Here is a 19,445-nt window from a genome sequence, read left to right as displayed (position 1 = left end):
AAAACCCGGCCCTGGCCGGCCGGGTTTCAGAAGGAAAACGGAATGGCCACTCGCCGAACGAGTGACGGTTTGAGCCACATCCAGCGCCTACCGAACGGCGACTGGCATCCGGAGGCGATCAAAGCCCAGGTCCGCATGCGGCTGGACGATGACGGGGTCCGTTGGACCCTGGGTCGTCTGGCCCTTGCGGCGGGACTGCCCGCCTTCGCCTGCCGGCACGCTATCTGGCGGCCGCATGAGGGGGGCGAACTAGCGATTGCCGCGCTGCTCGGCCTTGCCGCCCAGGACATCTGGTCGAGCCGGTTTCGAGTTGATGGATCGCGGATACCACGTGTTCGCTCCGGGTCGGAATCTACGCGCCGGGCCTCCCCCCGTCATTGTGAAAATCAGGAGGCGGCATGAACACGGCAGCCGTTTCCCTCGTCACGGCATCCGCACGCACTCGCGGCTTGATCGCCGTGACCAGTGGCGTGGTGGCCTGAGATGACACGCCGTCCCAGTCCAACTGTGGCCGACCCGGCGCAGACCAGTTTTTTCGATGTCCGGACGTCGCCGGCACACCTCGCTGATCTGGATGCCCGCGTTCGCGAGGCGCTGGGTGAAACGCTGGGGGCTGTGAAGTTGCGCACGGGCATGGACCGGCACGACGTCACAGCGGAGGTCAACCGCCTGCAGCCGCATGAGCGTGAGTTGACCAAGAACATGCTGGACCGCTGCGCCGCGCCCTCGGCCGCGGATTGGCAATTGCCGGCATGGCGTCTGCCGGCCCTGTGCCGCGTGACTGAAGACTATCGGCTGTTGAGCGTGCTTGTCGAAGCCTGCGACCACAAGGCGGTGCCCTCCGAAGCCGCCGCCTTGGGGGAACTGATGGTGCTGGAGCTAGAGGAGCGACGCCTGCGCGGCAGGATGGAGGCGCTTCGCAAGAGCCTTCCCCAGGAGGCCATGGAATGGGCGGCCCGGGAAGCCGCCCGGAGGGCTGGGTGATGTCGGCCGGGTGGTTCACCGCCCGCCAGCTCGCCGACGCGCGGCATTCTGGACTGCCCACGACGGAACGCGCGATCCAGCTTCGTGCCGACCGCGAGGCGTGGCCCTTCCGCGAACGTCTCGGTCGTGGGGGCGGTCGGGAGTATCCCGTCAGCGCGCTGCCGCAGGCAGCGCGTGGCGAACTGGCGCGACGCGCGTTGCAGGTGAAGCCGGCTGACACTGCCGTCGCCATCCTTTTTTCGAATGCTCCCCAGGCAGTTGGCATCTTGAAGGGGTGGCAGCGCACCGCGATGGACGCTCGAGCCCTGTTGGTCACCGAAATTGGGCGCCTGCAGGCGACATCGCAGATATCGCGCAGTCAGGCTGCAACGCTAATCGCTGAGCAGGCGCGCGCGGGCGCATTGCGGCCCGATCTAGCCGAGGCTGCGCGCGTTGCGAATGCCCGCGCCGGGACCGCCGGAGGACGAACCCTATCCTACCGATCTTTGATGCGATGGGCCGAAACCGGCGACAAGGCTGGAGCCAGCGCTCTTGCCCCGCGCGAGGCCGCCCCTATCCGGCCGGCCGTCCCGGAATGGGCCTCCTCCTTTTGGCGCCTCTGGGCTCAACCGCAGAAGTGGTCGATCGCCCATTGCCTGGACAAGCTGGGCGAGACGCTCCCGCCCGACGTCGCGCTGCCTAGCTACGACCAGGTCAAGCGCTTCCTGCGCCAGATGTCGGTCCTCGACCGCAACCGCGGCCGGATCGGACCGCGCCAGCTCAAGACGATGCGGGCCTATGTGACTCGCGACTTTGCTGATCTGTGGCCGACCGCGATCTACGTCGCGGATGGCCATACCTTCGACGCCGAGATCGCGCACCCGGCGCATGGCCAGCCGATGCGTCCGGAGGTGACCATCGTCATCGACGTCGCGACCCGCGTCATCGTGGGATGGTCGATCGGCATTGTGGAAAACACCTGGGGTGTCGCGGACGCGATGCGCCAAGCCTGCCAGAACCGGGGAGTGCCGGCGCTCTGGTATGTCGACAACGGCAGGGGCTTCAACAACGCCTATTTTGACGGCCCGCACACCGGCTTCCTGCCACGCCTGGGCGTCCACAAGGAGAACTCCCTCCCATACAGCTCCCAGGCCCGCGGTGTGGTCGAACGCGCCCACCAAAGCTGTCTGGTGCGGGCGGCGAAGGAGCTGCCGACCTACATCGGCGCCAAGATGGACGTGGAAGCGAAGAACCGCATCCACAAGCTGACCCGCGCCGACATCAAGTCGATCGGCCGATCCCGGCTTCTGATGTCCTTTGACGACTTCCGCAAATACATCGCGCTTCACGTGGCGGCCTACAACGGACGCCGCCATTCAGAGCTGGGCATGTCGCCCCTCGACCGCTGGGAAAAGCTCCTCCGCGACCAGCCCGACACGATGATCGACCGGCTGACCGATGCCGAGGCCCTGGACGCCTTCCGGCCCTATGTCGAGCGCGTCGCCCGCCGTGGGCAGGTTGAGCTTTGGACCAATGTCTATTTTCTCCGCGACCTCGAACACCACCATGGCGAGACGGTGCATGTCGGTTTCGACATCCACGACGCCAGCCAGGTGTGGGTCCGCAGCACCGACGGCCGCCTGATCGGCATCGCCAAGCTGGACGGCAACAAGGTGCCGTTCATGCCGATCCTGACCCGCGCCGAGCGTGAGCAGCAGATCCGCACCAAGGGCCGTCGCAACCGCCTGCTGGCTGACCTCTCGGTGGTCGAGTCGGAGCTGACCGGCGGCGCGCCGCTGATCGAGCACGCCCCGCAGCAGACGGTGGACGAGGTGTTCATCGCCACCGCTCGGCGGCAGATCGATGCCGTTAGCCGGATCGAGGCCGTGCCCGCCGCTAACGCCGGCCGGGAGGCCGCACGCCCGATCTTCTCCACCGACCACGACCTCGCTGGCTGGCTGGCCGCGAACCCCGACCAGGCCACCGCCAGCGACCTGGCCTGGCTCAAACCCCGCCTCGCCGACCCCGGCTTCGGGCTGCTGCTCGATGCCTGCGCGATCGATGTCGAGGCCCTCCGCTCCCTGTGCAGAGAGGCTGCCTGATGAAACCCGTCTTCGTGCCCAAGATCTCCAACGTCATTTCCTGGCTGGCGGCCATCGAGGCGCTGAAAAACCGCGGTGCTTCCGAAAGCTGCATGATGTTGGTGGACGGGGAGCCGGGCCTCGGCAAGACCCGCACAGCGCAGTGGTGGGGCACGCAGTCCGGGGCCGTCCAGGTCCGGGCGAAACAGGGCTGGACCCATAGCTGGTGCTTGCAGGATCTGTACGAGGCGACTTCGGGGAAGCCGGCCACCACGCGGTCGACCAGCGTCCTGTTCAAACTGCTCTGCGACGCCCTGACCGAACGCCAGGTCCAGGCCCAGCGTACCGGCAAGACCATCGCGATCTCGATCGACGAGGCGGACCATGCCGTCGCCGGCGGCAAGGACGTGGTCGAGGCGATCCGCGACATCACGGACACCTTGGAGATCCCGACCATCCTGGTGGGCATGGATCGCGTGGCGAAGCGGTTGAACCGCTATCCGCAGGTGGCATCGCGCATCCCGGCATCCCAGAGGGTGCACTTCAACCCGCTGACTCTCGGTGACGTGCGGTCGGTGCTCTCCGCGGTCTCCGATGTCGAGGTCAAGGATGACCTGATCGCCTTCACCCATCGCGCCTGCGGCGGATACACCCGCGAGCTGAAAGAGGCCATCGCCTCGATCGAGCGCTTTGGCCTGCGCCAGTCGGGCAGCCCGATCGGGGTCGAGGCGATGCGCGGCCAGACCTTGCTGCACGATCGCGCCACCGGCGCTCCGATCGCGGTGGCCTGAGCCATGGAGCCGCTGCTGGAGATCCTGTCGGGCGCCGATGCCTGCCTGACCCTGGATGAGCTGGAATCCGCAACGGGCCTGACCTACCGCCAGGTCTGCCGCCGCCTGCGCCCTCTGGTCCGCGCCGGCTGGGCAAGCCGGGCCGACGTGGGGTGCTACTGCCTCACACCGGCCGGACGGGACGCATGGGCCACTCAGGCGCCGCTCCCACCCGAGATCGTCATCGCCACCGCCCAGACCACCCGTGTCGACAGCAACCGCGCGCGGCTGTGGGCGGCGATGCGCGCCGCCGAGCGGTTCTGCCGAGCCGACTTGATCCAACTCACGGCCAGGGATGAGGCGGACGCCGCGCTGCTCGAACGCGCCGCTCGCGCTTACATGGCCTCGCTGCGAGAGGTTGGCTATCTCGTCCGCCTGCAAGGCACCGTGCGGGTGAACCCGAACGTCCGCGGCCAGACCCGCTGGCGCCTGGCATGGAACACCGGGCCGTTGGAGCCGCGGCTCCAGAAGAAGGACGGGAGGCGCGTGTTCGATCCGAACCACGGCTGCTTCTACACATCCCGAACCCCCGTGGGGCTGGCATGAGCCCGGCCGTCATCGAGCGGCTCAAGGCCGAGGTCGAGCGCCTCGGCACCAAGCAGGCTGGCGCGAATGTGATCGGCCGGTCTCGCACCGCCGTCTCGTTGGCGCTCGCCGGCCGCTATCCCGCGAAGAACACGGCGGAGTTCGAGGCGGCGGTGCTCGCCGCCTTCGACGGTGTCCGCTGCCCCTTTCTTGGCGAAACCGTCCGCCGCGACCAGTGCCGCGCCACCGCATCCGGGCGCTGCCCCACCCATTCCCCGCAGGCCGCCGCCGCATGGCGCGCCTGTCAATCCTGTCCCCATCGCCCGACCGGAGGAGAAGCCTGATGGCGACCCTGCTGTATCCGCTGTCCAATGAACTTCGCCGCCTGCGCCGCGAGCTGGAGACCCGTCTCAGCGCGCACCAGGCGATGAGCAGTGGCGACGTCCGCCGCATCATCGAGCACCTCACCGCTATGGAGACCGAGGCCGTCGGCCTGGAGGGCCGGCCGGACGCCAGCGTCTCGGCATCGGCACTGGACCTGGCCCGACGCCTCCAGGCCGCGGGGATATCAGGGTGACCCGCCTGATCGGCTGGTTCCTCCGCCGGCGCCGCCGGCCGGCACCGATCCCCAACGCCCATCTCCTCGTCCTGCACATCGAGCAGGCGACGCCATCCCGAAAGAGGAAATGACCATGACCATGGTCCTCCCTGCCGGAGCCCGCGCCACCGTCCGGCTCTTCCTGATCAGCGCGGCCCAGGAAGAAATCACGATCGAGCTGCCGGGCATCCGGTATCTGCCGCCCCTGGATGATCCGATGGATCCGATGGAGTTCCTGCGGCTGGTGCGCTGGCCCGGCCTCGGCCGAATCCGCATCCGCGGCACCTGGCGTTTCATGTCCGATCGCGAAGTCGACGCCTATCTGGCGCGCGAGGAAGGCGACGGTTTCAACCCGCATGGCAGCGGCCCGATGCCGGTGGAGACACGATAATGCCCCGTCGTCCTGCCCCGATCACGCCGGGCGAGATCGCCCATGCCCTCGGCCGCGCCAGCGCCGGCAGCAGCGGTGCCCAGCTCGCCGCGCTGTTGAAGCGCTGCCACCGGGATGACCTGGCCAAGGGGTTCCGCCAGTTTGGGCCGAACCTCGGTGAGGTGCTGGCTTTCGTCGCCGGCCGGCAGGAGATGCGGGCCGAGGTCGCCGCGGCACGCCTTCGCTCCGCCCGCCGGGCCGACCGCGACGATCGGCGATCTCCTCCCTTTGGCATCCCGACCGGGTTCCTCCTGGTCCGAAGCGACGTCTTGCAGACGCTGGCGGCAGGCGAACCGGTCTCCGCAGCGGAGGCCGACGATGCCCCGTAAGGCGACCGTCGATCCGGTATTCGACGTGTTTTGGGCCGCTTGTCCGAAGCGGCGGCCGAACCCTCGCGAGCGTGCACGACGCCTATTCAGCGCCCTGATCAAGGCCGGCACCGCGACCGCGGAGGAGCTGACTGCCGCGGCGCGCGCCTATGCGACCGAAATGCGGCTGCAGAGGACGGCCCCTCAATTCTGCTGGATGGCGTCGACCTTGCTCGGTGATGACCGCTGGCGGGATTACCTGCCGGGCGCCGATACCCAGGCGGACCCGATCGCGGCGGTACCGGCTGCCGATGACCAGCACCCTCTGGGCGGCTTGGTCGATCGTGTCGGCATCGGCCGCTGGACGACCTGGTTCAAGCCGCTGGCCGTTGACCGTGTCGAGGGACTGACCATCATCGTCGCCCCGTCGAGGTTCCATGCCGATCGCATCCGGTCGGACTATGAGCAGATGCTCCGGGAGCTGTGGGGCGAGATCGAGGTGCGGCCGTGACCGGCGCCAACCGGAACGTGATGCTCGCCAAGGTGCATGTCGCCAAGAAACAGCTCGGCCTCGACGAGGACACCTATCGCGATGTCCTGCGCCGGATGGTCGACCGCAACAGCGCCGCTGGGCTGGACGAGATCCAGCTCGAACGTGTCATCCGTGAATTCAAGCGCCTGGGCTGGAAGCCATCGGCCGATATGCGGGCCGGGCGCTCGAAGGTCGGCCGACTCATCCGCGCACTGTGGAAGGAGGCGTCCCGCGAGAAGTCGGAGGCGTCCCTCCGCGCCATGATCCGGCGCGTCCTCTGCCTGGACGAAACCGTTGTCCCAGATCCCGACATGCTCAGCGCCGGCGACGCCTCCAAGGTGGTCGAGGCGCTCAAGGCGATGAAGCGACAGACGACCAAAACCGTATGACCGCGATGCCCGTCTCCTCGGAATACTTCCCCGGCCTGCTCTACGACCTCGCCTGCGCCGGCTACGTCCGTGAAGCGCGGGCGCTGGCGAAGGTCTGGGGCGGCGGCAAGCGCTACATTCCCGGCGTCGAACACGTGCGACCCACGTCGCCACTTGTCGGCATCATCGGCCTCGATGCCACCCGTCTGCTTGCGGAGCAGCACGGGCCAGGACACAAGCTGATCCCCCGTGCTGCCGGCGACGGTGCCTTGGTGCGCGAGATCCTGCGCCATCCCGGCGGCACGCGAGCCTGCGCGCGGGATCTGAACTGCACTGAGGAATGGGTCCGTCGGGTGCGCAAGCGCCGGCTGGACGGAAGAGGTCCACAAAGCGACCTCTTTGGCGGGCCAGGGAATGAAGAGGCTGCGGGCTAGCTGCAGCATAGTGGTAGAATGTGCCCCCTGCTGGTTCTGCGTGGCGACAGATGATTCGGTGACAGAGTGAGCTTTGAGGATCGGACGAGGGGCACTGTTCTCGGCCAATTCGCCGACATCGCCGTCGACGTCAACGGATTGATCGTGCCGGGGCGCTCAGTCGAGAGTGTCCTCGCTCGTCATACCTGCCCTCTTGTCGTCCACAACGATGACGAGACGTTTAAAGTCTCGCTTTTCGGTTCCGCGACGCCGGTCCGCTACCGCGGTCATGAAATCCTGCTCACGACACAACACCAGCTCAGCGCGATCGATGAGTCGCAAGTGGCGCTGCTCACCGACTGCGGAAGCCATGCCATCACATCGGCGGGGCGTCGCGGCTACACCCCCCGTGCTGATACGGATGCCTACGACATAGTCGCATTTGACTTTACTGAACCCTGCAAGGATCGGCCGGAGCTCAAGAAGCGATTCTTTCGACTGACCGGGGGGCCGCCCGATGTCCTGAATGTTGATATCCTGGCAATACTACTGACGGGTTATCCGTCAGGCGACCAGAATTACGACATCTTCGAGAACAACCATCTGGGTCTCGCTCGGCGCCAGGTAATTTGCCTGCCCGACGCGCAGCCGAGCGACGAGGTGTTGCTCCGTGTGAAAGCCTTGCAGCCTCTTACGAAGCATCCTGATGGCATGAGCGGCGGGTCAGCGTTTGTCATTCAATATGAGCACGGGAAGCCACGCGCCTATTTCGCCGGCCTTATCGTTCGAGGTGGAAAGGAGTTCTTCCACATTCTCAAGGCTGGCTTTGTAGTTCAGTTTCTGGACAGCGTATTCGACTGACCACCGATGGGGAGCGTTGCAAGCTTCGCTCCCTAATACCAAGGAATGGGCCTGCCGCGTGCGCGAGCGGCGACCGGAGGGAGACGGGCTGCAAGGCGATCCGTTTGGAGCCGGCGGCCAACTTGCCATGCATTTGGCTATGGCTGCCGGCTGACGCACCTGGCGAAGATGAGAAACGCGCCAATTGATTGGAAATAATTAATGTTCGGCCACCCGCTCCATGCGGATATTTAATACTCCATTTTAGATATGGCTTTCTCTGTCGATTCTGCAACCACAGAATCAATACTGACGCCTATCTCGGCCTTGATTTCCTCAAATCCTCTGGAATGGGATCGAGCGATGAAGAAATCTAAGCTACACCGAGCCGATGTCAAATTTCGGTCGATATCGGGAAGTCGATCCAATTCGTGTTTGTATCCCAATATGTGCGTGCTGCTACTCAGCGGCATATAAATGCCATCAAGTTCATCATCTCCACCGAACATGTAAAATGGGACTATCTTTTTCTCCGAAATCCCGATCACGACGCTGTCGGACAAAATATTCTCTGATTCAGATTCGATTTTCTTCCACTTGAACTCCCGGACCATATTTGCTCTGCCTTTTGGATTCAAATCCGATCTCAGGGAATTGTTATGGCCCTCACGTAAGGCATCGTTGAGCAGAGGGCTCTTCAATACCACCTGCGCAAACAGGGCTCCGTACTGCGCAAGAACAGATTTATTGTCATATAAAACAGTGCGCATTCGCTCCCGAAATTGTGCAATAGAAATTCCATTATTCCTAAAAACTGGACTATCGTCGTAAATTTTCTGAATGGACTCACGAAACCATTCGGCATTACTTCCGGATGAAAAAATTCCTAATACTCTGTCTTCGTCAGATATGGCGTCCGCAACGTAATTGGCAACGTCCGTGATGCCTGCGGCAAAAGACTTGCGCAAATTCGCGGTTCTAATGCTCAGGTGGCAAACCAGATTTATTATATCTTCGGTATTTTCTATATGTCCAGGAATTGCGTTCAGCATATTGAGATGCGATCTTCTCAATTCTCCTTCAAAGTTAGTTATTTTTTCATCAAGATTTGTCTTCTCTAATTCTGAAACAGGAGAGTAGTAAAAATCGTTTTCGAACGCCACGCGAGCCGTATTTGAGGGTCTGGTGTTGCGGCTGCGCTCGAATATGTGAATTTTATATTCATCATTTCTTTGCTTCGTTCCAAATTCTCTCAATATTGACTGAGGTATATAGTGCTGTTTGCGTCCTGCCATTTACGGGCTCCAAAAATTAGATTTCTAATGTCCGAGGTTGTCAAATTGATCCGCAATTTTAGGTTAATCTGGCGAAGAGTCTAGACGGTAGACGCGGGCGTCCCCACCGCCCAAACTCCGTCTTCTTTGGCGCTGGCGCTGAAGCGTCGTAGGCTTTCCGCACCATTGAGCACTTCTGACCCAACGATGTAGGGTCAATTCGCCGCCCCCGAGGCGGCGCTCTTATTCGGGCACCAGGCGGCCAAGCCGCCCTCTTCGGAGCCGTGCCCGACCATGCCCCGTTTATCAGCCCGAGACCTAGGCCCGAACGTCGCCGCCTTCCTCGATATGCTGGCCGTGTCGGAAGGCACCTGGAACATTGCCGGCAGCGACGACGGTTACGACGTGCTGGTAGGCGGAACCCTTTTTGCAGGCTATGCCGCGCATCCGCGGCAGCTCGTCTGGTTGCCGCGATACAAGATCAGTTCCACCGCGGCGGGCCGCTATCAGTTCCTGGCCCGCACCTGGGATGATCTGGCGGCCAGGCTGCGCGTGCCGGACTTCTCCCCGGCCTCGCAGGACCGCGCCGCTGTCGAGCTGATCCGGGGTCGCCGCAGCCTGGACGCAGTCAGGGCCGGCCGCCTCGGCGAGGCCGTCGACCGCTGCCGCAATATCTGGGCCAGCCTGCCCGGCGCCGGCTACGGCCAGCGCGAGCACAGCCTCGACCGGTTGCGTGAAGTCTATCTCGCCGCTGGCGGCACGGACTCCAGCAATCCCACCCACAAGGAGCGCACATGATCTCCCTGCGTCCCATCGTGATATGGGCGGCGGCCGTCGTCCTGCTGCTCGTCGGCATCGCTCAGCCGGCCTTTGCCGGCGACGGCGCCATGGTCGATTTCTCGCCCATCGCCGAACTGGTGCGGCAGTATCTGACTGTCGGCATCGACGCCCTACTCGGAGCTGTGCTCGCCTGGGCACTGCGATACCTGCATCTCTCCGGCAACGTCAAAGCCGAGGGACTAGCCGTCGATGCCCGCGAATTCCTGCATGCGACTGCCGTGCGGGGCCTGGACCGTGCCCAAAAGAAGATCGCTGGCTCGATCAGCGACGTGGATGTGGGCAACGCCGTGATCGCCAGTGCGCTGGCTTATCTGCAGTCCAATGCGAGAGGGGCGGTGAAGCGTCTCGGCGCCTCGCCCGATGAGCTGCGCCTGCTACTGGAAGCATTGAGGCCGGAGCCCGAGGACACGGTGCGGCCTGCGGCGCGTACCCCGAGCTGATGGACGGTTTCCTGGACGCCATGCGGCAGCACTGGCTGTGGGTCATCGGCCTGCTGACCATCCTGGCCAACCTGGTGCTGTTGGTGCTCGCCCAGCGCTTCGCCCTCAAGACCGACGTCGCCGCGCTGTCAGGGCGTGTCGAGCACCTGGAACGCGAAACCGTACTGATCGGCGAGCGCATGAGGCACATGCCGACCAGCGACGACATGAAAGCGCTGCAGGCCGCCGTGGCGGTGCAGAACGCGTCGATCGAGAAGCTGAACGCGAAGTCCGAGGCGCATACCGGCACGCTGAGTTCCATATCCGACCAGCTCGGCATGCTGACCAACCATCTGCTCGGGCGAGGCGGCCAATGATCCCGCTCGCCGAACGCTTGGCCGAGCATCGGCGCCTGGCCATCCTGCGCTGCCTCGCCGACTTGCCGGTCGAGGAACGGGAGCGCCTGCTGGTCCTAGCGCTGCTGACCCTGCTGCCGCAGGGCGCCGGAAATGTCTCGCTCATCCGCGATCTGACAGCCGACGCGGGCGCGCCGATCGTGCGGGACAAGATCCTGGCCCATGGCGCCTGGCTGCAGGATCACGGCCTGGCCGTCGCCGGCCGGGACCAGAGCGGCGTGGACACCCTGGCTGTCACCGAACGCGGCGCCGAGATTGCCGAAGGCCGGCGCACCTGGCCGGGCGTGGCCCTGGTCGCCAATGTCGACTGGCTCTGCGCGCGGCTGGCCAGCCTAGCCATGGCATCGAGCCGAGCCGACGTCGAGGCGGATATCCTGTTCCTGGTCGCGGCCGGCCTGCTCGATGTCAGCCTGACCGACGCCATGCTGGTGCTGACCGCTCGGGGTGGCGACGTCGCCATCGGCCGCGAGGTTGTCGCGGGCGTCCGCAAGCCGTCCTTCGGTGCCGTGATGCGCGCGGGCGCCGCTGCAGCTCGCTCGATCCTGGAGCGCTGACCATGGCACATGGCCAGGAGGTCAAGACTGCCGTCCGCGGCAGCTACATCTATGAGCGTTTGTCGCTGGAAGCCGCCGCCGACAAGCATGAGGTCGCCTTGGGCACCGTGCGGCGCTGGAAGGGCCTCGCCGCGGCCATGGGGGACGATTGGGACAAGGCCCGCGGTGCCGCGGCCCTGTCGACCTCCGGCGCGGGAATGATCGCCCAGATCGTGCTGGCCGACTTCCTCACGCTGCACCAGGCCACCATGGACCAGCTTCGCGACGAGAAGGACGTCCCGGCGCTGGACAAGGCGGAGGCGATCAGCCGGCTTTCGGACGCCTTCCACAAGACGATGGCCGCGGTCGCCAAGGCTGCGCCCGAGCTTGGCCGATACGCCGTCGCCACCGAGCTGCTGCAGTTGCTGGCCGTGTTCGTCCGCGATCGCTTCCCGCAGCACGGCGCCGCCATGGCTGAGGTGCTGGAGCCGTTCGCCGGCTTCGTCGCCGAGAGGTACGGCTGACGATGGCGAAGGGCACCGGACGGCAGACGAAAAAGGCCGAGTTCCTCCAGGCCATGGCGGCGCTGGCCGCCGAGGTGCGCCAGGAGATCGAGAACAGCGTCCAGGGGTTCAGCCCCGACCCGGTGGCGCGGAAGGAGCGGATCGCGCGGGCCGCGACCGATTTCGGCTATTTCTGCACGGCCTATTTCCCGCACTACGTCACCAGCGCCGCGAGCGGGTTCCACACCTGGCTCTACGCGACCCTGCCGGGGCTGATCCACAACCCGGCGAAGACGGCCGGCGCCCGCGAAGCCATCGCCGCGCCGCGCGGCAACGCCAAGACCACTCACGGCCAGATGTTCATCATCTGGTGCATCGTCTACGGGTACAAACGCTTCCCCGTGGTGATGTCGGACGCCAGCGACCAGGCCGCCGCCATCCTGGAAGGGATCAAGGTCGAGCTGGAGGTCAACCCGCGCCTGGCGCAAGACTTCCCCGACGCCACCGGCGCCGGCCGTGTCTGGCAGGTCGGGGTGATCGTCACCCGCAATCACGTCAAGGTGCAGGCGTTCGGCTCCGGCAAGCGCCTGCGTGGCGTCCGGCACGGCGCCTATCGTCCCGATCTGGCCTGGCTAGACGATCTCGAGAACGACGACAACGTCCGGTCGCCGGAGCAGCGCGACAAGCTGGAAGCCTGGATCGACAAGGCCGTTGAGCCGCTGGGGCCGCCCGACGGCTCCATGGACATGATCTATGTCGGCACGATCCTGCACTACGACGCCGTCCTGGCGCGCAAGCTTAGGAACCCGATGTGGCGGCCGACCATCTTCCGGGCCATCGTCCGCTGGCCGGACCGGATGGATTTGTGGGAGCGGTGGGAGGAGATCCTCCGCAACGACGGCGAACCGGCCGGCGATGTCTTCTACGCCGAGAACCGCGCCGTGATGGATGTCGGGGCCGAGGTGCTCTGGCCCGCGGTGCAGCCCTTCGTCCGGCTGATGAAGATCCGTGTTCGCATCAAGGTCGGGCCGTTCGACTGCGAGTATCAGAACGACCCGGTCAGCAGCGAGGACGCGCTGTTCGGCAAACCGACATTCTGGGTCTCGCGCTTGGCGCATTGGATGTTCTTCGGCGCCTGCGATCCCAGCCTCGGCAAGCAGAACCGCGGGCGCGATCCGTCGGCCTTGCTGGTCGGCGGCATGAACCGCGAGACCGGCGTCCTCGACGTGGTCGAGGCCAAGATCGCCCGGCGCCTGCCCGACAAGATCATCGAGGACGTGATCGCCCTGCAGCGGGAGTACCGCTGCCTCGTCTGGGGCGTCGAAGCGGTCCAGTTCCAGGAGTTCTTCCGAACCGAGCTGGTGCGGCGGTCGGCGCAGCGGGGCGTGCCGGTGCCGGCGATGCCGATCCTGACGAAGTCGGACAAGGCCCTGCGGATCGAAAGCCTGCAGCCGCACGTGGCCAACGGGCTGATCCGCTTCCACCCCGGCCAGACCGTGCTGCTCGACCAGCTGCGGCACTTCCCCAAGGGCGACCACGACGACGGGCCGGATTGCCTGGAGATGCTGTGGGTGCTGGCGACGGCGCGCCTCCGCATGGCCGCCGGCATCCAGCGAGCCTCGGGCCGGCCGCAGCCATACCAGGGATACGGACTATGACCGACCAGCAGACGGCGCCGGCTGGGAAGGCGCTCGCCCGGATGCCCGAACAGGCGACCGCGCGCCGCGACATCACCATCCTCGGATGGGGCGATATCCTTCGCCCCCAGGACGACATCCTCGCCCAGCGCAGTGTCGGCAAGGGGCTGAAGCTTTACGACGAACTGGCCCGGGATGGGCATGTCTCGGGGGTGCTCGACAAGCGCAAGCGGGCCGTGGTGTCGCGAGACTGGAAGGTCGAGCCGGGCGGCACCAGGCGCGCCGACAAGCAGGCTGCCAAGCTGGTCGAGCGGGTGCTCGCCGGCGAGTGGGGCCTCGCCTTCGACGGGCTGTGCCTCGACCTGCTCGACGCCCAGCTCAAGGGCTATGCGACCAGCGAGCTGATCTGGGAGCTGCGGGACGGCTTTGTCGTCCCGGTCGCGGCCAAGGCGCGCGACCCGCGGCGCTTCGTGTTCGACCGGGATTGGGAGATGCGGCTCCTGACCCCGGAAAACCAACTCGACGGTGAGAATCTGCCGTCGCGGAAGTTCCTGGTCCATCGCTTCGGCACCAGCTTCGACCCCTATGGCCTCGGCCTGGGGCACCGGCTGGTCTGGCCCTGCTTTTTCAAGCGCAACGCCGTCCAGTTCTGGGCGCTGTTCTGCGAAAAGTTCGGCATGCCGACGGCCAAGGGGACCTACGGTCCCGGCGTCGACCCCGACAAGCTGCTGCGCGACCTGTCCGGCCTGGCCCAGGACAGCGCGGTGGTGGTGCCGGAAGGCACGGTGGTCGAATTCCTGGAGGCGGCCCGCGCCGGTGGCGTCGACACCTATGAGAAGTTCCTCCGCTGGCTGGACGAGCAGATCTCGGAGGCCGTGCTCGGCGAGACCCTCTCGACCAACATCGGCAAGAGCGGCAGCCGGGCGGCCAGCGAGACGCACAACGAGGTGCGACAGGACCTGTGCGATGGCGACTGCGACGAGCTGTCGGCCACGCTGAACGGCCAGCTCATCACCTGGATCACCGAGGCGAACTATCTCGGGGCCGCGCCGCCGACCGTCTGGCGGCCGAGACCGGAAAACCGAAAAGAGGCGGCTGAAACCAGCAAGGCGGAGACGGACGCCAAGATCTCGGCCGTCGACTATGTCGACCGGATGCGGGCGGCCGGCTATGAGCCGGAGGATTCCGAGGCGGAGTTCGTGGACCAGGTCAACGGTCGCTGGTTCTTCGTCGGCAAGCCCGAGCCCGCCGCTCTGCCGCCGGGCCAGCAACCACAGCCCGCCGCCTTCGCGGCACCGGTCGCGCGGGACGCCGACGACGATCTGACCGACCAGATCGAGGTGGCTGGCGGGTCGGCGCTGGACGAGATGATCGACGCCGTAAAGGCCGCCCTGGACGAGGCGATCCGGCTGCGCGAGACGCCGGTCGAGTTTTCGGCGCGCCTGGCGCGGCTGGAATCGACCATCCCGATAGACGGCCTGGCCGAACTGCTGCGCGACGGCTTGGCCCTGTCCGCGATGACCGGCATGAGCGACCAGGCCGATGGCCGGTGAAGCCGTTCCCGTCTCGCTGACGCCGGTCCACTTCAGCGAGGCGATCGACTATTTCCGGAGCAAGGTCGATCTGCCGACCAATAGCTGGTCCGACCTGATGCACGGCGCCCATGCACGCGCCTTCTCGGTGGCTGGGGCCACGTCCGAGTCGCTGCTCGCCGACTTCCGCCAGTCGCTCGACCAGGCCATCGCCGCTGGCGGCACGCTGGAGACGTTCCGGGCGGACTTCGATCGCATCGTCGCTCAGCATGGCTGGAGCTATCACGGTAGCCGCAATTGGCGCAGCCGGATCATCTTCGAGACCAACACTCGCATGGCCTACAGCTCGGGCCGCTGGCAGCAGGCCCAGCGGCTCAAGGCGACCCGGCCTTATGCCCGGTACGTCGATGTCCACGACGAGCGCACCCGGCCGGAGCATTACGCCTGGCACGACGTGATCCTGCCGATCGATCATCCCTGGTGGAAAACTCACTGGCCGCCGAACGGCTGGAATTGCCGCTGCCATGCCCAAAGTCTGTCGGAGCGCGACCTCAAGCGCTACGGGCTGAAGGTCACGCGCGACCCGCCGGAAATCGAGTTGGAGCCACGCCAGGTCCGCGCGCCGGATGGCTCCTCCGAGACCGTCTGGACGCCAAAAGGCATCGACACCGGCTTCGGCTACAATCCCGGCGATAGCTGGATGCGCGGCGTCACGCCGCGCGAGCTGCGACAGCCGTTGCCCGATCCGACGCCGCCCAACCCGCCAGCGCCAGTTCGGCCCCCATCGCAGCTGGGCGCCTTGCCCGGCTCGACGCCAATAGCGCAGCCACCGCCGCTGCCCTCCACAGAGTTGCCGCCCGTGCCGAAGCTCCCGGCTGGCTTGGCAGAAGAAGACTATGTCCGCGCTTTCCTGCGGGAGTTTGGTGGAGACATCGGGCAGCCCGTCGTGTGGCGCGACCCCAGCGGCACCCGAACGGTCATCACTGACGAGCTGTTCCGCAATGACGACGGAACCTTCAAGATGACCAAGCAGGGCGGGGAGGAGTATCTGCTCGCACTCGCCGCGGCCCTGAAGGACCCCGACGAGATCTGGCTGCACTGGCTTGACGTCGCACCGCCTAGCCAGCCGCCAAACTACATCTTACGGCGTCGCTACGTGAGGCGGCTCGAAATGGACAAGCGGCGTGGCGGGCTGGCCGTGTTCGAGTGGTCGCCCAAAGGATGGGACGGTGCGACCCTGTTCGCGCGAACCAGTGCAGCCCACGTCGATGGAACGCGCTATGGCGTCCTGCTGTATCAGCGATAAGAGAACTCGGCCGGGCACCTGCCCCCCGGTCCACCCCGCGGCTTTCGGGCAGGCGGCCGGACCGACGGCGACCAAAAGGACTACCTACGACCGTGTTGGCCGTCCACGCTCACTTGCGCTCTCCGCGACAACTCGGCTTGTCACGCTTACCAAGCCGTCATCCACGAGATCTCTTGCCTGACGGCCGACCATAGGGAGGCCACCCTCTCGATGCCTGTTGAAAGCGGCGAGACAGGCGGCGGAGAGACCATCCCACCAACTCTCGCGCATGAAGACGTTCTCAAGATATTCGAAGGCCAAGCGCACCAGCGCCTCAGCTTTCCTGCTCTCTGGAAGGCGCGTGAAGCTGTGGACAAAGCGTTCGGCGGCACCATCAGGTTTGCCAACCCATCCGAATACCGCGACCGTTCGCCCATCCACCGCGGTGATATTGAGTGTTACCATCTCGGCTATTACAGGCTTAGAAAGTTCCTGTAAAATTGCACCGTCAAAGTCAAATTCTGGGGCAAATCCTCCGCAAGCGACAATCGGAAGCACGGAATCAAAGATCACTGCATAGTATTGAAATTTCGCGTATGCAGAGGTTTGATAAATCTCATCGTATACTTTTTTCCAATATCTGCTGTCTCTCAAGCCGACAATGTTGCCTGCGCGGAAAATTTGCAGCGTAAGCTGGAAATGCGCCTGCCGCTCAAATGCCCATCCACTGTCCAGGATCCGCATATTATCGATCATGGCAATGGCTCCGAGCTTTCTTTGCAATTCAAAAGCCACTGCCCGGAATGAGAAGAGGAATGCTGATTGCACGTCGAAAGAAATCGAATCTCCTTCGATTGGTTTGAACATGACAGTGTCATGTTCATTGCAGAAGCCTGGAAATGTAGAAGCGCGGCGGTTTCCTATTCTGCGCGGAGGTGGCCACGCATTGTCATCGAACAGACCGTCCCACTCAGGTAGAGCGCCATAGACATGGCCATTTTCTTGAATCGCTGCGAGCCCCCCCTTTCTCTGAACTGTGTGAGATGAAACAATTTTACGATCGCAGCCACCGGGAAACGAACAAACTCCCCGCTCCATGCTTTGTCGATGGAGTTTTTGGATCTCGTGCGGCCTAAGTGGCTGCTCTCTATGTCGATCGCGATGACAATGCTTGTATTTCTTTCCCGAGCCACACCAGCAACGTGCGTTTGGTCGCATATTCGGCTGTGGCTCGATCAGATCCCGAGCGACATCCTCAAATGCTTCCGGAATCGAAATCACCTATTGCCGCCTTCGTCTCTCTGAGCCAAGCGTTCAGCGCATCTCTAGCTGAACCTCATTCCAAGCGCGAGGACAAGCGGGACGCACGAGATGGCATGCGGCCACACCCGCGTGGGGATCGCGGGCTGTAGCCCCGTTAGCCCCCCGTTAGCGGCGATGCTATGCATGGATGGACAGGGTCGGTGCGGGGTGTCGGCGTGACCGAGCCATAAAGGGGCGGTCCTGACCCAACGACTAGGGTCAATTCGACGTCGCCGCCGCATCCTATCACAGACCTCGATCCCACCGATCGAGGTCCATGTGCCCAACGCTCCGCTCAACGCCTTCGACGCCTTTCGTGCCGGCACCCGGACGGATGCCAGCGGCGCGCGTGTCACCATCACCTCCAAGGACCTGTCCGCCTCGGCTGCTGCCTACGATCCTGCGATCCGGCCGGCACCACTGGTGATCGGCCACCCGAAGCTGGAAGACCCGGCCTACGGCTGGGTCGGCAAGGTCGAAGCCACCGGCGACAAGCTCCGCGTGGTCCCCGAGCGGGTCGAGGCTGCCTTCGCCCAACTGGTCAATGACGGCCGGTATTCCCAGGTCTCCGCGTGCTTCTGGCGGCCGGAAGCTGCCGGCAATCCTGTGCCGGGCACCTGGTACCTGAAGCATGTCGGCTTTCTCGGCGCGCATCCACCTGCGGTGGAAGGGCTGCCGCCGGTCCAGTTCGCGGCAGAGGACGGCCAGACCGTCGAGTTCGGCTGGGAGGAACGCACCGTCGTCACGATCCTGCGCCGGCTGCGCGAATGGATCATCGGCGACAAGGGCACCGAGGTCGCCGACCAGGTGATCCCGTCCTGGGATCTCGATTTCCTCACCGAGGAAGCGATCAAGCCCGAGATGCCCGACCAGCCGGCGCCAGCGTTTGCGGCTCCGGCCGCCACACCCACCACCACCGAGGAGAATCCGATGTCCGATCAGGACAAGGCGGAGCGGGAACGGCTGCGCCGGGAACACGACGACAACGCCAAGCGCCTGGCCACCTTCGCCCAGCAGGAAGCCGATCGCCGGACTCAGGCGGACGCGGCTTTCATCGACGGCCTGGTTGCCCAGAACCGCGTCCCGTCCGGCCACCGTGCCGAGGTCGCCGCGTTCATGGCCCGGCTCGATGACAACGAGACGGTGTCCTTCGCCGCAGGCGACGATACCGAGAAGGAGACGACGGCTGCTTTCTTTCGACGCTTCCTCTCCAGCCTGGCGCCCACGGTCGCGTTCGGCGAGGTCGCCGGCGCCGCGGGTCGGGCCCAGGACGAGACCGCTCGGTCGCTCGCCGACCGGGCGACGAAGTACCAGGCCGACCGCGCCGCGCTCGGCGACAGCGTGAGCTTCGCCTCGGCGGTCGATCACGTCACCAACACCCAGGAGATCCGCCGTGCGTAACCATGGCCTGGTGAAGCCCTTCGTCGCCAGCGCGATCGTCGCGCCCCATCGCATCGTCAAGTTCGGCGCGGATGACGACACCGCCGTCGCGGCGGCGGGGGCGGCCGACAAGGCCATCGGCGTCACCGACATGCTCGGCGCCAAGTCCGCCGGCATCACCTTCGATGTCGTCCTGACCCAGATCGCGGAGGTCGAGTACGGCGGCCCGGTGACCAGGGGCGACGACCTGACCGCCGATGCCGTGGGCCGCGCCGTCAAGGCCGCCGCCGGAAACCGCGTCGTCGGCATCGCCATGACCACCGGCGTGCTCGGCGACATCGGCTCCCTCCTCATCGACCGCGGCGTCGCCGCCTAACCCCGCCCCAGAGAGGTCCCATGGCCATAGACGCGCCGTTCCCCGTCGACCCGAAACTGA

At 65.2% G+C, this 19,445-nt stretch carries 25 protein-coding genes; 23 read left to right on the top strand and 2 right to left on the bottom strand.

Annotation, left to right across the window (positions count from 1 at the left end; all coding sequences use genetic code 11):
- The 13 genes from AC3XYG_RS25120 to AC3XYG_RS25060 form a co-directional block, all read left to right on the top strand.
- On the top strand, positions 1 to 402 hold a 402-nt coding region (locus AC3XYG_RS25120), incomplete at its 5' end, for a helix-turn-helix domain-containing protein (protein WP_489142601.1).
- A gap of 81 nt (positions 403 to 483) precedes the next feature.
- A complete protein-coding gene (locus tag AC3XYG_RS25115; protein ID WP_489142600.1) occupies positions 484 to 984 on the top strand; it encodes a hypothetical protein in 501 nt (166 codons plus the stop codon).
- Complete coding sequence (locus AC3XYG_RS25110; RefSeq protein WP_489142599.1) at positions 948 to 3,065, top strand: Mu transposase C-terminal domain-containing protein; 2,118 nt, start codon at positions 948 to 950, stop codon at positions 3,063 to 3,065. Before AC3XYG_RS25115 ends, AC3XYG_RS25110 begins: the two co-directional genes overlap by 37 nt.
- Positions 3,065 to 3,835 carry an AAA family ATPase gene (locus AC3XYG_RS25105; protein WP_489142598.1) on the top strand — a complete coding sequence of 257 codons (771 nt, stop codon included), beginning with the start codon at positions 3,065 to 3,067 and terminating at the stop codon, positions 3,833 to 3,835. Before AC3XYG_RS25110 ends, AC3XYG_RS25105 begins: the two co-directional genes overlap by 1 nt.
- A 3-nt stretch (positions 3,836 to 3,838) precedes the next feature.
- The gene (locus AC3XYG_RS25100; RefSeq protein WP_489142597.1) at positions 3,839 to 4,420 is read left to right on the top strand and encodes a hypothetical protein; all 582 of its coding nucleotides are present in this window, start codon (positions 3,839 to 3,841) and stop codon (positions 4,418 to 4,420) included.
- Positions 4,417 to 4,743 carry a hypothetical protein gene (locus AC3XYG_RS25095; RefSeq protein WP_489142596.1) on the top strand — a complete coding sequence of 109 codons (327 nt, stop codon included), beginning with the start codon at positions 4,417 to 4,419 and terminating at the stop codon, positions 4,741 to 4,743. The genes AC3XYG_RS25100 and AC3XYG_RS25095 overlap by 4 nt, the downstream gene beginning before the upstream one ends.
- Positions 4,743 to 4,976, top strand: coding sequence for a hypothetical protein (locus tag AC3XYG_RS25090; protein ID WP_489142595.1), 234 nt, complete (start codon positions 4,743 to 4,745; stop codon positions 4,974 to 4,976). Before AC3XYG_RS25095 ends, AC3XYG_RS25090 begins: the two co-directional genes overlap by 1 nt.
- Positions 4,977 to 5,085: 109 nt before the next feature.
- A complete protein-coding gene (locus tag AC3XYG_RS25085; protein ID WP_489142594.1) occupies positions 5,086 to 5,388 on the top strand; it encodes a hypothetical protein in 303 nt (100 codons plus the stop codon).
- On the top strand, positions 5,388 to 5,756 hold the full coding sequence (locus AC3XYG_RS25080) for a hypothetical protein (protein ID WP_489142593.1): 369 nt from the start codon (positions 5,388 to 5,390) through the stop codon (positions 5,754 to 5,756). The genes AC3XYG_RS25085 and AC3XYG_RS25080 overlap by 1 nt, the downstream gene beginning before the upstream one ends.
- The gene (locus AC3XYG_RS25075; RefSeq protein ID WP_489142592.1) at positions 5,746 to 6,246 is read left to right on the top strand and encodes a DnaA N-terminal domain-containing protein; all 501 of its coding nucleotides are present in this window, start codon (positions 5,746 to 5,748) and stop codon (positions 6,244 to 6,246) included. Before AC3XYG_RS25080 ends, AC3XYG_RS25075 begins: the two co-directional genes overlap by 11 nt.
- A complete protein-coding gene (locus AC3XYG_RS25070; RefSeq protein ID WP_489142591.1) occupies positions 6,243 to 6,656 on the top strand; it encodes a phage protein GemA/Gp16 family protein in 414 nt (137 codons plus the stop codon). The genes AC3XYG_RS25075 and AC3XYG_RS25070 overlap by 4 nt, the downstream gene beginning before the upstream one ends.
- Entirely contained in the window at positions 6,653 to 7,069 is a 417-nt protein-coding gene (locus AC3XYG_RS25065) for a hypothetical protein (RefSeq protein WP_489142590.1), read from the top strand. The genes AC3XYG_RS25070 and AC3XYG_RS25065 overlap by 4 nt, the downstream gene beginning before the upstream one ends.
- Positions 7,070 to 7,135: 66 nt before the next feature.
- A complete protein-coding gene (locus AC3XYG_RS25060) occupies positions 7,136 to 7,909 on the top strand; it encodes a hypothetical protein (RefSeq protein ID WP_489142589.1) in 774 nt (257 codons plus the stop codon).
- Between the two features lie 230 nt (positions 7,910 to 8,139).
- On the opposite strand, the gene AC3XYG_RS25055 is transcribed toward AC3XYG_RS25060, so the two are convergent.
- Positions 8,140 to 9,183 carry a DUF4238 domain-containing protein gene (locus tag AC3XYG_RS25055; RefSeq protein WP_489142588.1) on the bottom strand — a complete coding sequence of 348 codons (1,044 nt, stop codon included), beginning with the start codon at positions 9,181 to 9,183 and terminating at the stop codon, positions 8,140 to 8,142.
- A 273-nt stretch (positions 9,184 to 9,456) separates the two neighbouring features.
- Here AC3XYG_RS25055 and AC3XYG_RS25050 point away from each other — a divergent pair, with 273 nt between their 5' ends.
- Genes AC3XYG_RS25050 through AC3XYG_RS25015 form a run of 8 tightly spaced genes read left to right on the top strand, consistent with a single transcriptional unit; the run spans position 9,457 to position 16,348 of the window.
- Positions 9,457 to 9,960 (top strand): glycoside hydrolase family 24 protein, encoded by a 504-nt coding sequence (locus AC3XYG_RS25050; protein ID WP_489142587.1) that lies wholly within the window; start codon positions 9,457 to 9,459, stop codon positions 9,958 to 9,960.
- A complete protein-coding gene (locus AC3XYG_RS25045; protein ID WP_489142586.1) occupies positions 9,957 to 10,442 on the top strand; it encodes a hypothetical protein in 486 nt (161 codons plus the stop codon). Before AC3XYG_RS25050 ends, AC3XYG_RS25045 begins: the two co-directional genes overlap by 4 nt.
- The gene (locus AC3XYG_RS25040) at positions 10,442 to 10,798 is read left to right on the top strand and encodes a DUF2730 family protein (protein ID WP_489142585.1); all 357 of its coding nucleotides are present in this window, start codon (positions 10,442 to 10,444) and stop codon (positions 10,796 to 10,798) included. The genes AC3XYG_RS25045 and AC3XYG_RS25040 overlap by 1 nt, the downstream gene beginning before the upstream one ends.
- A complete protein-coding gene (locus AC3XYG_RS25035) occupies positions 10,795 to 11,391 on the top strand; it encodes a hypothetical protein (protein ID WP_489142584.1) in 597 nt (198 codons plus the stop codon). The genes AC3XYG_RS25040 and AC3XYG_RS25035 overlap by 4 nt, the downstream gene beginning before the upstream one ends.
- Positions 11,392 to 11,393: 2 nt before the next feature.
- Entirely contained in the window at positions 11,394 to 11,894 is a 501-nt protein-coding gene (locus AC3XYG_RS25030) for a DUF1804 family protein (protein ID WP_489142583.1), read from the top strand.
- A gap of 2 nt (positions 11,895 to 11,896) precedes the next feature.
- A complete protein-coding gene (gene terL, locus AC3XYG_RS25025; protein ID WP_489142582.1) occupies positions 11,897 to 13,531 on the top strand; it encodes a phage terminase large subunit in 1,635 nt (544 codons plus the stop codon).
- Positions 13,528 to 15,063 (top strand): DUF935 domain-containing protein, encoded by a 1,536-nt coding sequence (locus AC3XYG_RS25020; RefSeq protein WP_489142581.1) that lies wholly within the window; start codon positions 13,528 to 13,530, stop codon positions 15,061 to 15,063. The genes terL and AC3XYG_RS25020 overlap by 4 nt, the downstream gene beginning before the upstream one ends.
- Entirely contained in the window at positions 15,053 to 16,348 is a 1,296-nt protein-coding gene (locus AC3XYG_RS25015; RefSeq protein WP_489142580.1) for a PBECR2 nuclease fold domain-containing protein, read from the top strand. Before AC3XYG_RS25020 ends, AC3XYG_RS25015 begins: the two co-directional genes overlap by 11 nt.
- 84 nt (positions 16,349 to 16,432) lie before the next feature.
- On the opposite strand, the gene AC3XYG_RS25010 is transcribed toward AC3XYG_RS25015, so the two are convergent.
- On the bottom strand, positions 16,433 to 17,608 hold the full coding sequence (locus AC3XYG_RS25010; protein ID WP_489142579.1) for an SEC-C domain-containing protein: 1,176 nt from the start codon (positions 17,606 to 17,608) through the stop codon (positions 16,433 to 16,435).
- Positions 17,609 to 17,908: 300 nt separating this feature from the next.
- Between AC3XYG_RS25010 and AC3XYG_RS25005 the strand changes: the two genes are divergently transcribed.
- A complete protein-coding gene (locus AC3XYG_RS25005) occupies positions 17,909 to 19,030 on the top strand; it encodes a hypothetical protein (protein WP_489142578.1) in 1,122 nt (373 codons plus the stop codon).
- Positions 19,023 to 19,385 (top strand): DUF2190 domain-containing protein, encoded by a 363-nt coding sequence (locus AC3XYG_RS25000; RefSeq protein ID WP_489142577.1) that lies wholly within the window; start codon positions 19,023 to 19,025, stop codon positions 19,383 to 19,385. Before AC3XYG_RS25005 ends, AC3XYG_RS25000 begins: the two co-directional genes overlap by 8 nt.
- The last annotated feature ends 60 nt before the right edge of the window (positions 19,386 to 19,445 follow it).

Source organism: Inquilinus sp., assembly GCF_057815775.1.
The sequence above is the reverse complement of the archived record's forward strand: the minus strand, read 5'-3'. Positions and strand labels throughout refer to the sequence as shown.

Bases quoted from the DNA above. Each gene is read 5' to 3' on its own strand.
- AC3XYG_RS25115 (WP_489142600.1), top strand. From the start codon at position 484: ATGACACGCCGTCCCAGTCCAACTGTGGCCGACCCGGCGCAGACCAGT.
- AC3XYG_RS25110 (WP_489142599.1), top strand. From the start codon at position 948: ATGGGCGGCCCGGGAAGCCGCCCGGAGGGCTGGGTGATGTCGGCCGGG.
- AC3XYG_RS25105 (WP_489142598.1), top strand. From the start codon at position 3,065: ATGAAACCCGTCTTCGTGCCCAAGATCTCCAACGTCATTTCCTGGCTG.
- AC3XYG_RS25100 (WP_489142597.1), top strand. From the start codon at position 3,839: ATGGAGCCGCTGCTGGAGATCCTGTCGGGCGCCGATGCCTGCCTGACC.
- AC3XYG_RS25095 (WP_489142596.1), top strand. From the start codon at position 4,417: ATGAGCCCGGCCGTCATCGAGCGGCTCAAGGCCGAGGTCGAGCGCCTC.
- AC3XYG_RS25090 (WP_489142595.1), top strand. From the start codon at position 4,743: ATGGCGACCCTGCTGTATCCGCTGTCCAATGAACTTCGCCGCCTGCGC.
- AC3XYG_RS25085 (WP_489142594.1), top strand. From the start codon at position 5,086: ATGACCATGACCATGGTCCTCCCTGCCGGAGCCCGCGCCACCGTCCGG.
- AC3XYG_RS25080 (WP_489142593.1), top strand. From the start codon at position 5,388: ATGCCCCGTCGTCCTGCCCCGATCACGCCGGGCGAGATCGCCCATGCC.
- AC3XYG_RS25075 (WP_489142592.1), top strand. From the start codon at position 5,746: ATGCCCCGTAAGGCGACCGTCGATCCGGTATTCGACGTGTTTTGGGCC.
- AC3XYG_RS25065 (WP_489142590.1), top strand. From the start codon at position 6,653: ATGACCGCGATGCCCGTCTCCTCGGAATACTTCCCCGGCCTGCTCTAC.
- AC3XYG_RS25055 (WP_489142588.1), bottom strand. From the start codon at position 9,183: ATGGCAGGACGCAAACAGCACTATATACCTCAGTCAATATTGAGAGAA.
- AC3XYG_RS25050 (WP_489142587.1), top strand. From the start codon at position 9,457: ATGCCCCGTTTATCAGCCCGAGACCTAGGCCCGAACGTCGCCGCCTTC.
- AC3XYG_RS25045 (WP_489142586.1), top strand. From the start codon at position 9,957: ATGATCTCCCTGCGTCCCATCGTGATATGGGCGGCGGCCGTCGTCCTG.
- AC3XYG_RS25040 (WP_489142585.1), top strand. From the start codon at position 10,442: ATGGACGGTTTCCTGGACGCCATGCGGCAGCACTGGCTGTGGGTCATC.
- AC3XYG_RS25035 (WP_489142584.1), top strand. From the start codon at position 10,795: ATGATCCCGCTCGCCGAACGCTTGGCCGAGCATCGGCGCCTGGCCATC.
- AC3XYG_RS25030 (WP_489142583.1), top strand. From the start codon at position 11,394: ATGGCACATGGCCAGGAGGTCAAGACTGCCGTCCGCGGCAGCTACATC.
- terL (WP_489142582.1), top strand. From the start codon at position 11,897: ATGGCGAAGGGCACCGGACGGCAGACGAAAAAGGCCGAGTTCCTCCAG.
- AC3XYG_RS25020 (WP_489142581.1), top strand. From the start codon at position 13,528: ATGACCGACCAGCAGACGGCGCCGGCTGGGAAGGCGCTCGCCCGGATG.
- AC3XYG_RS25015 (WP_489142580.1), top strand. From the start codon at position 15,053: ATGGCCGGTGAAGCCGTTCCCGTCTCGCTGACGCCGGTCCACTTCAGC.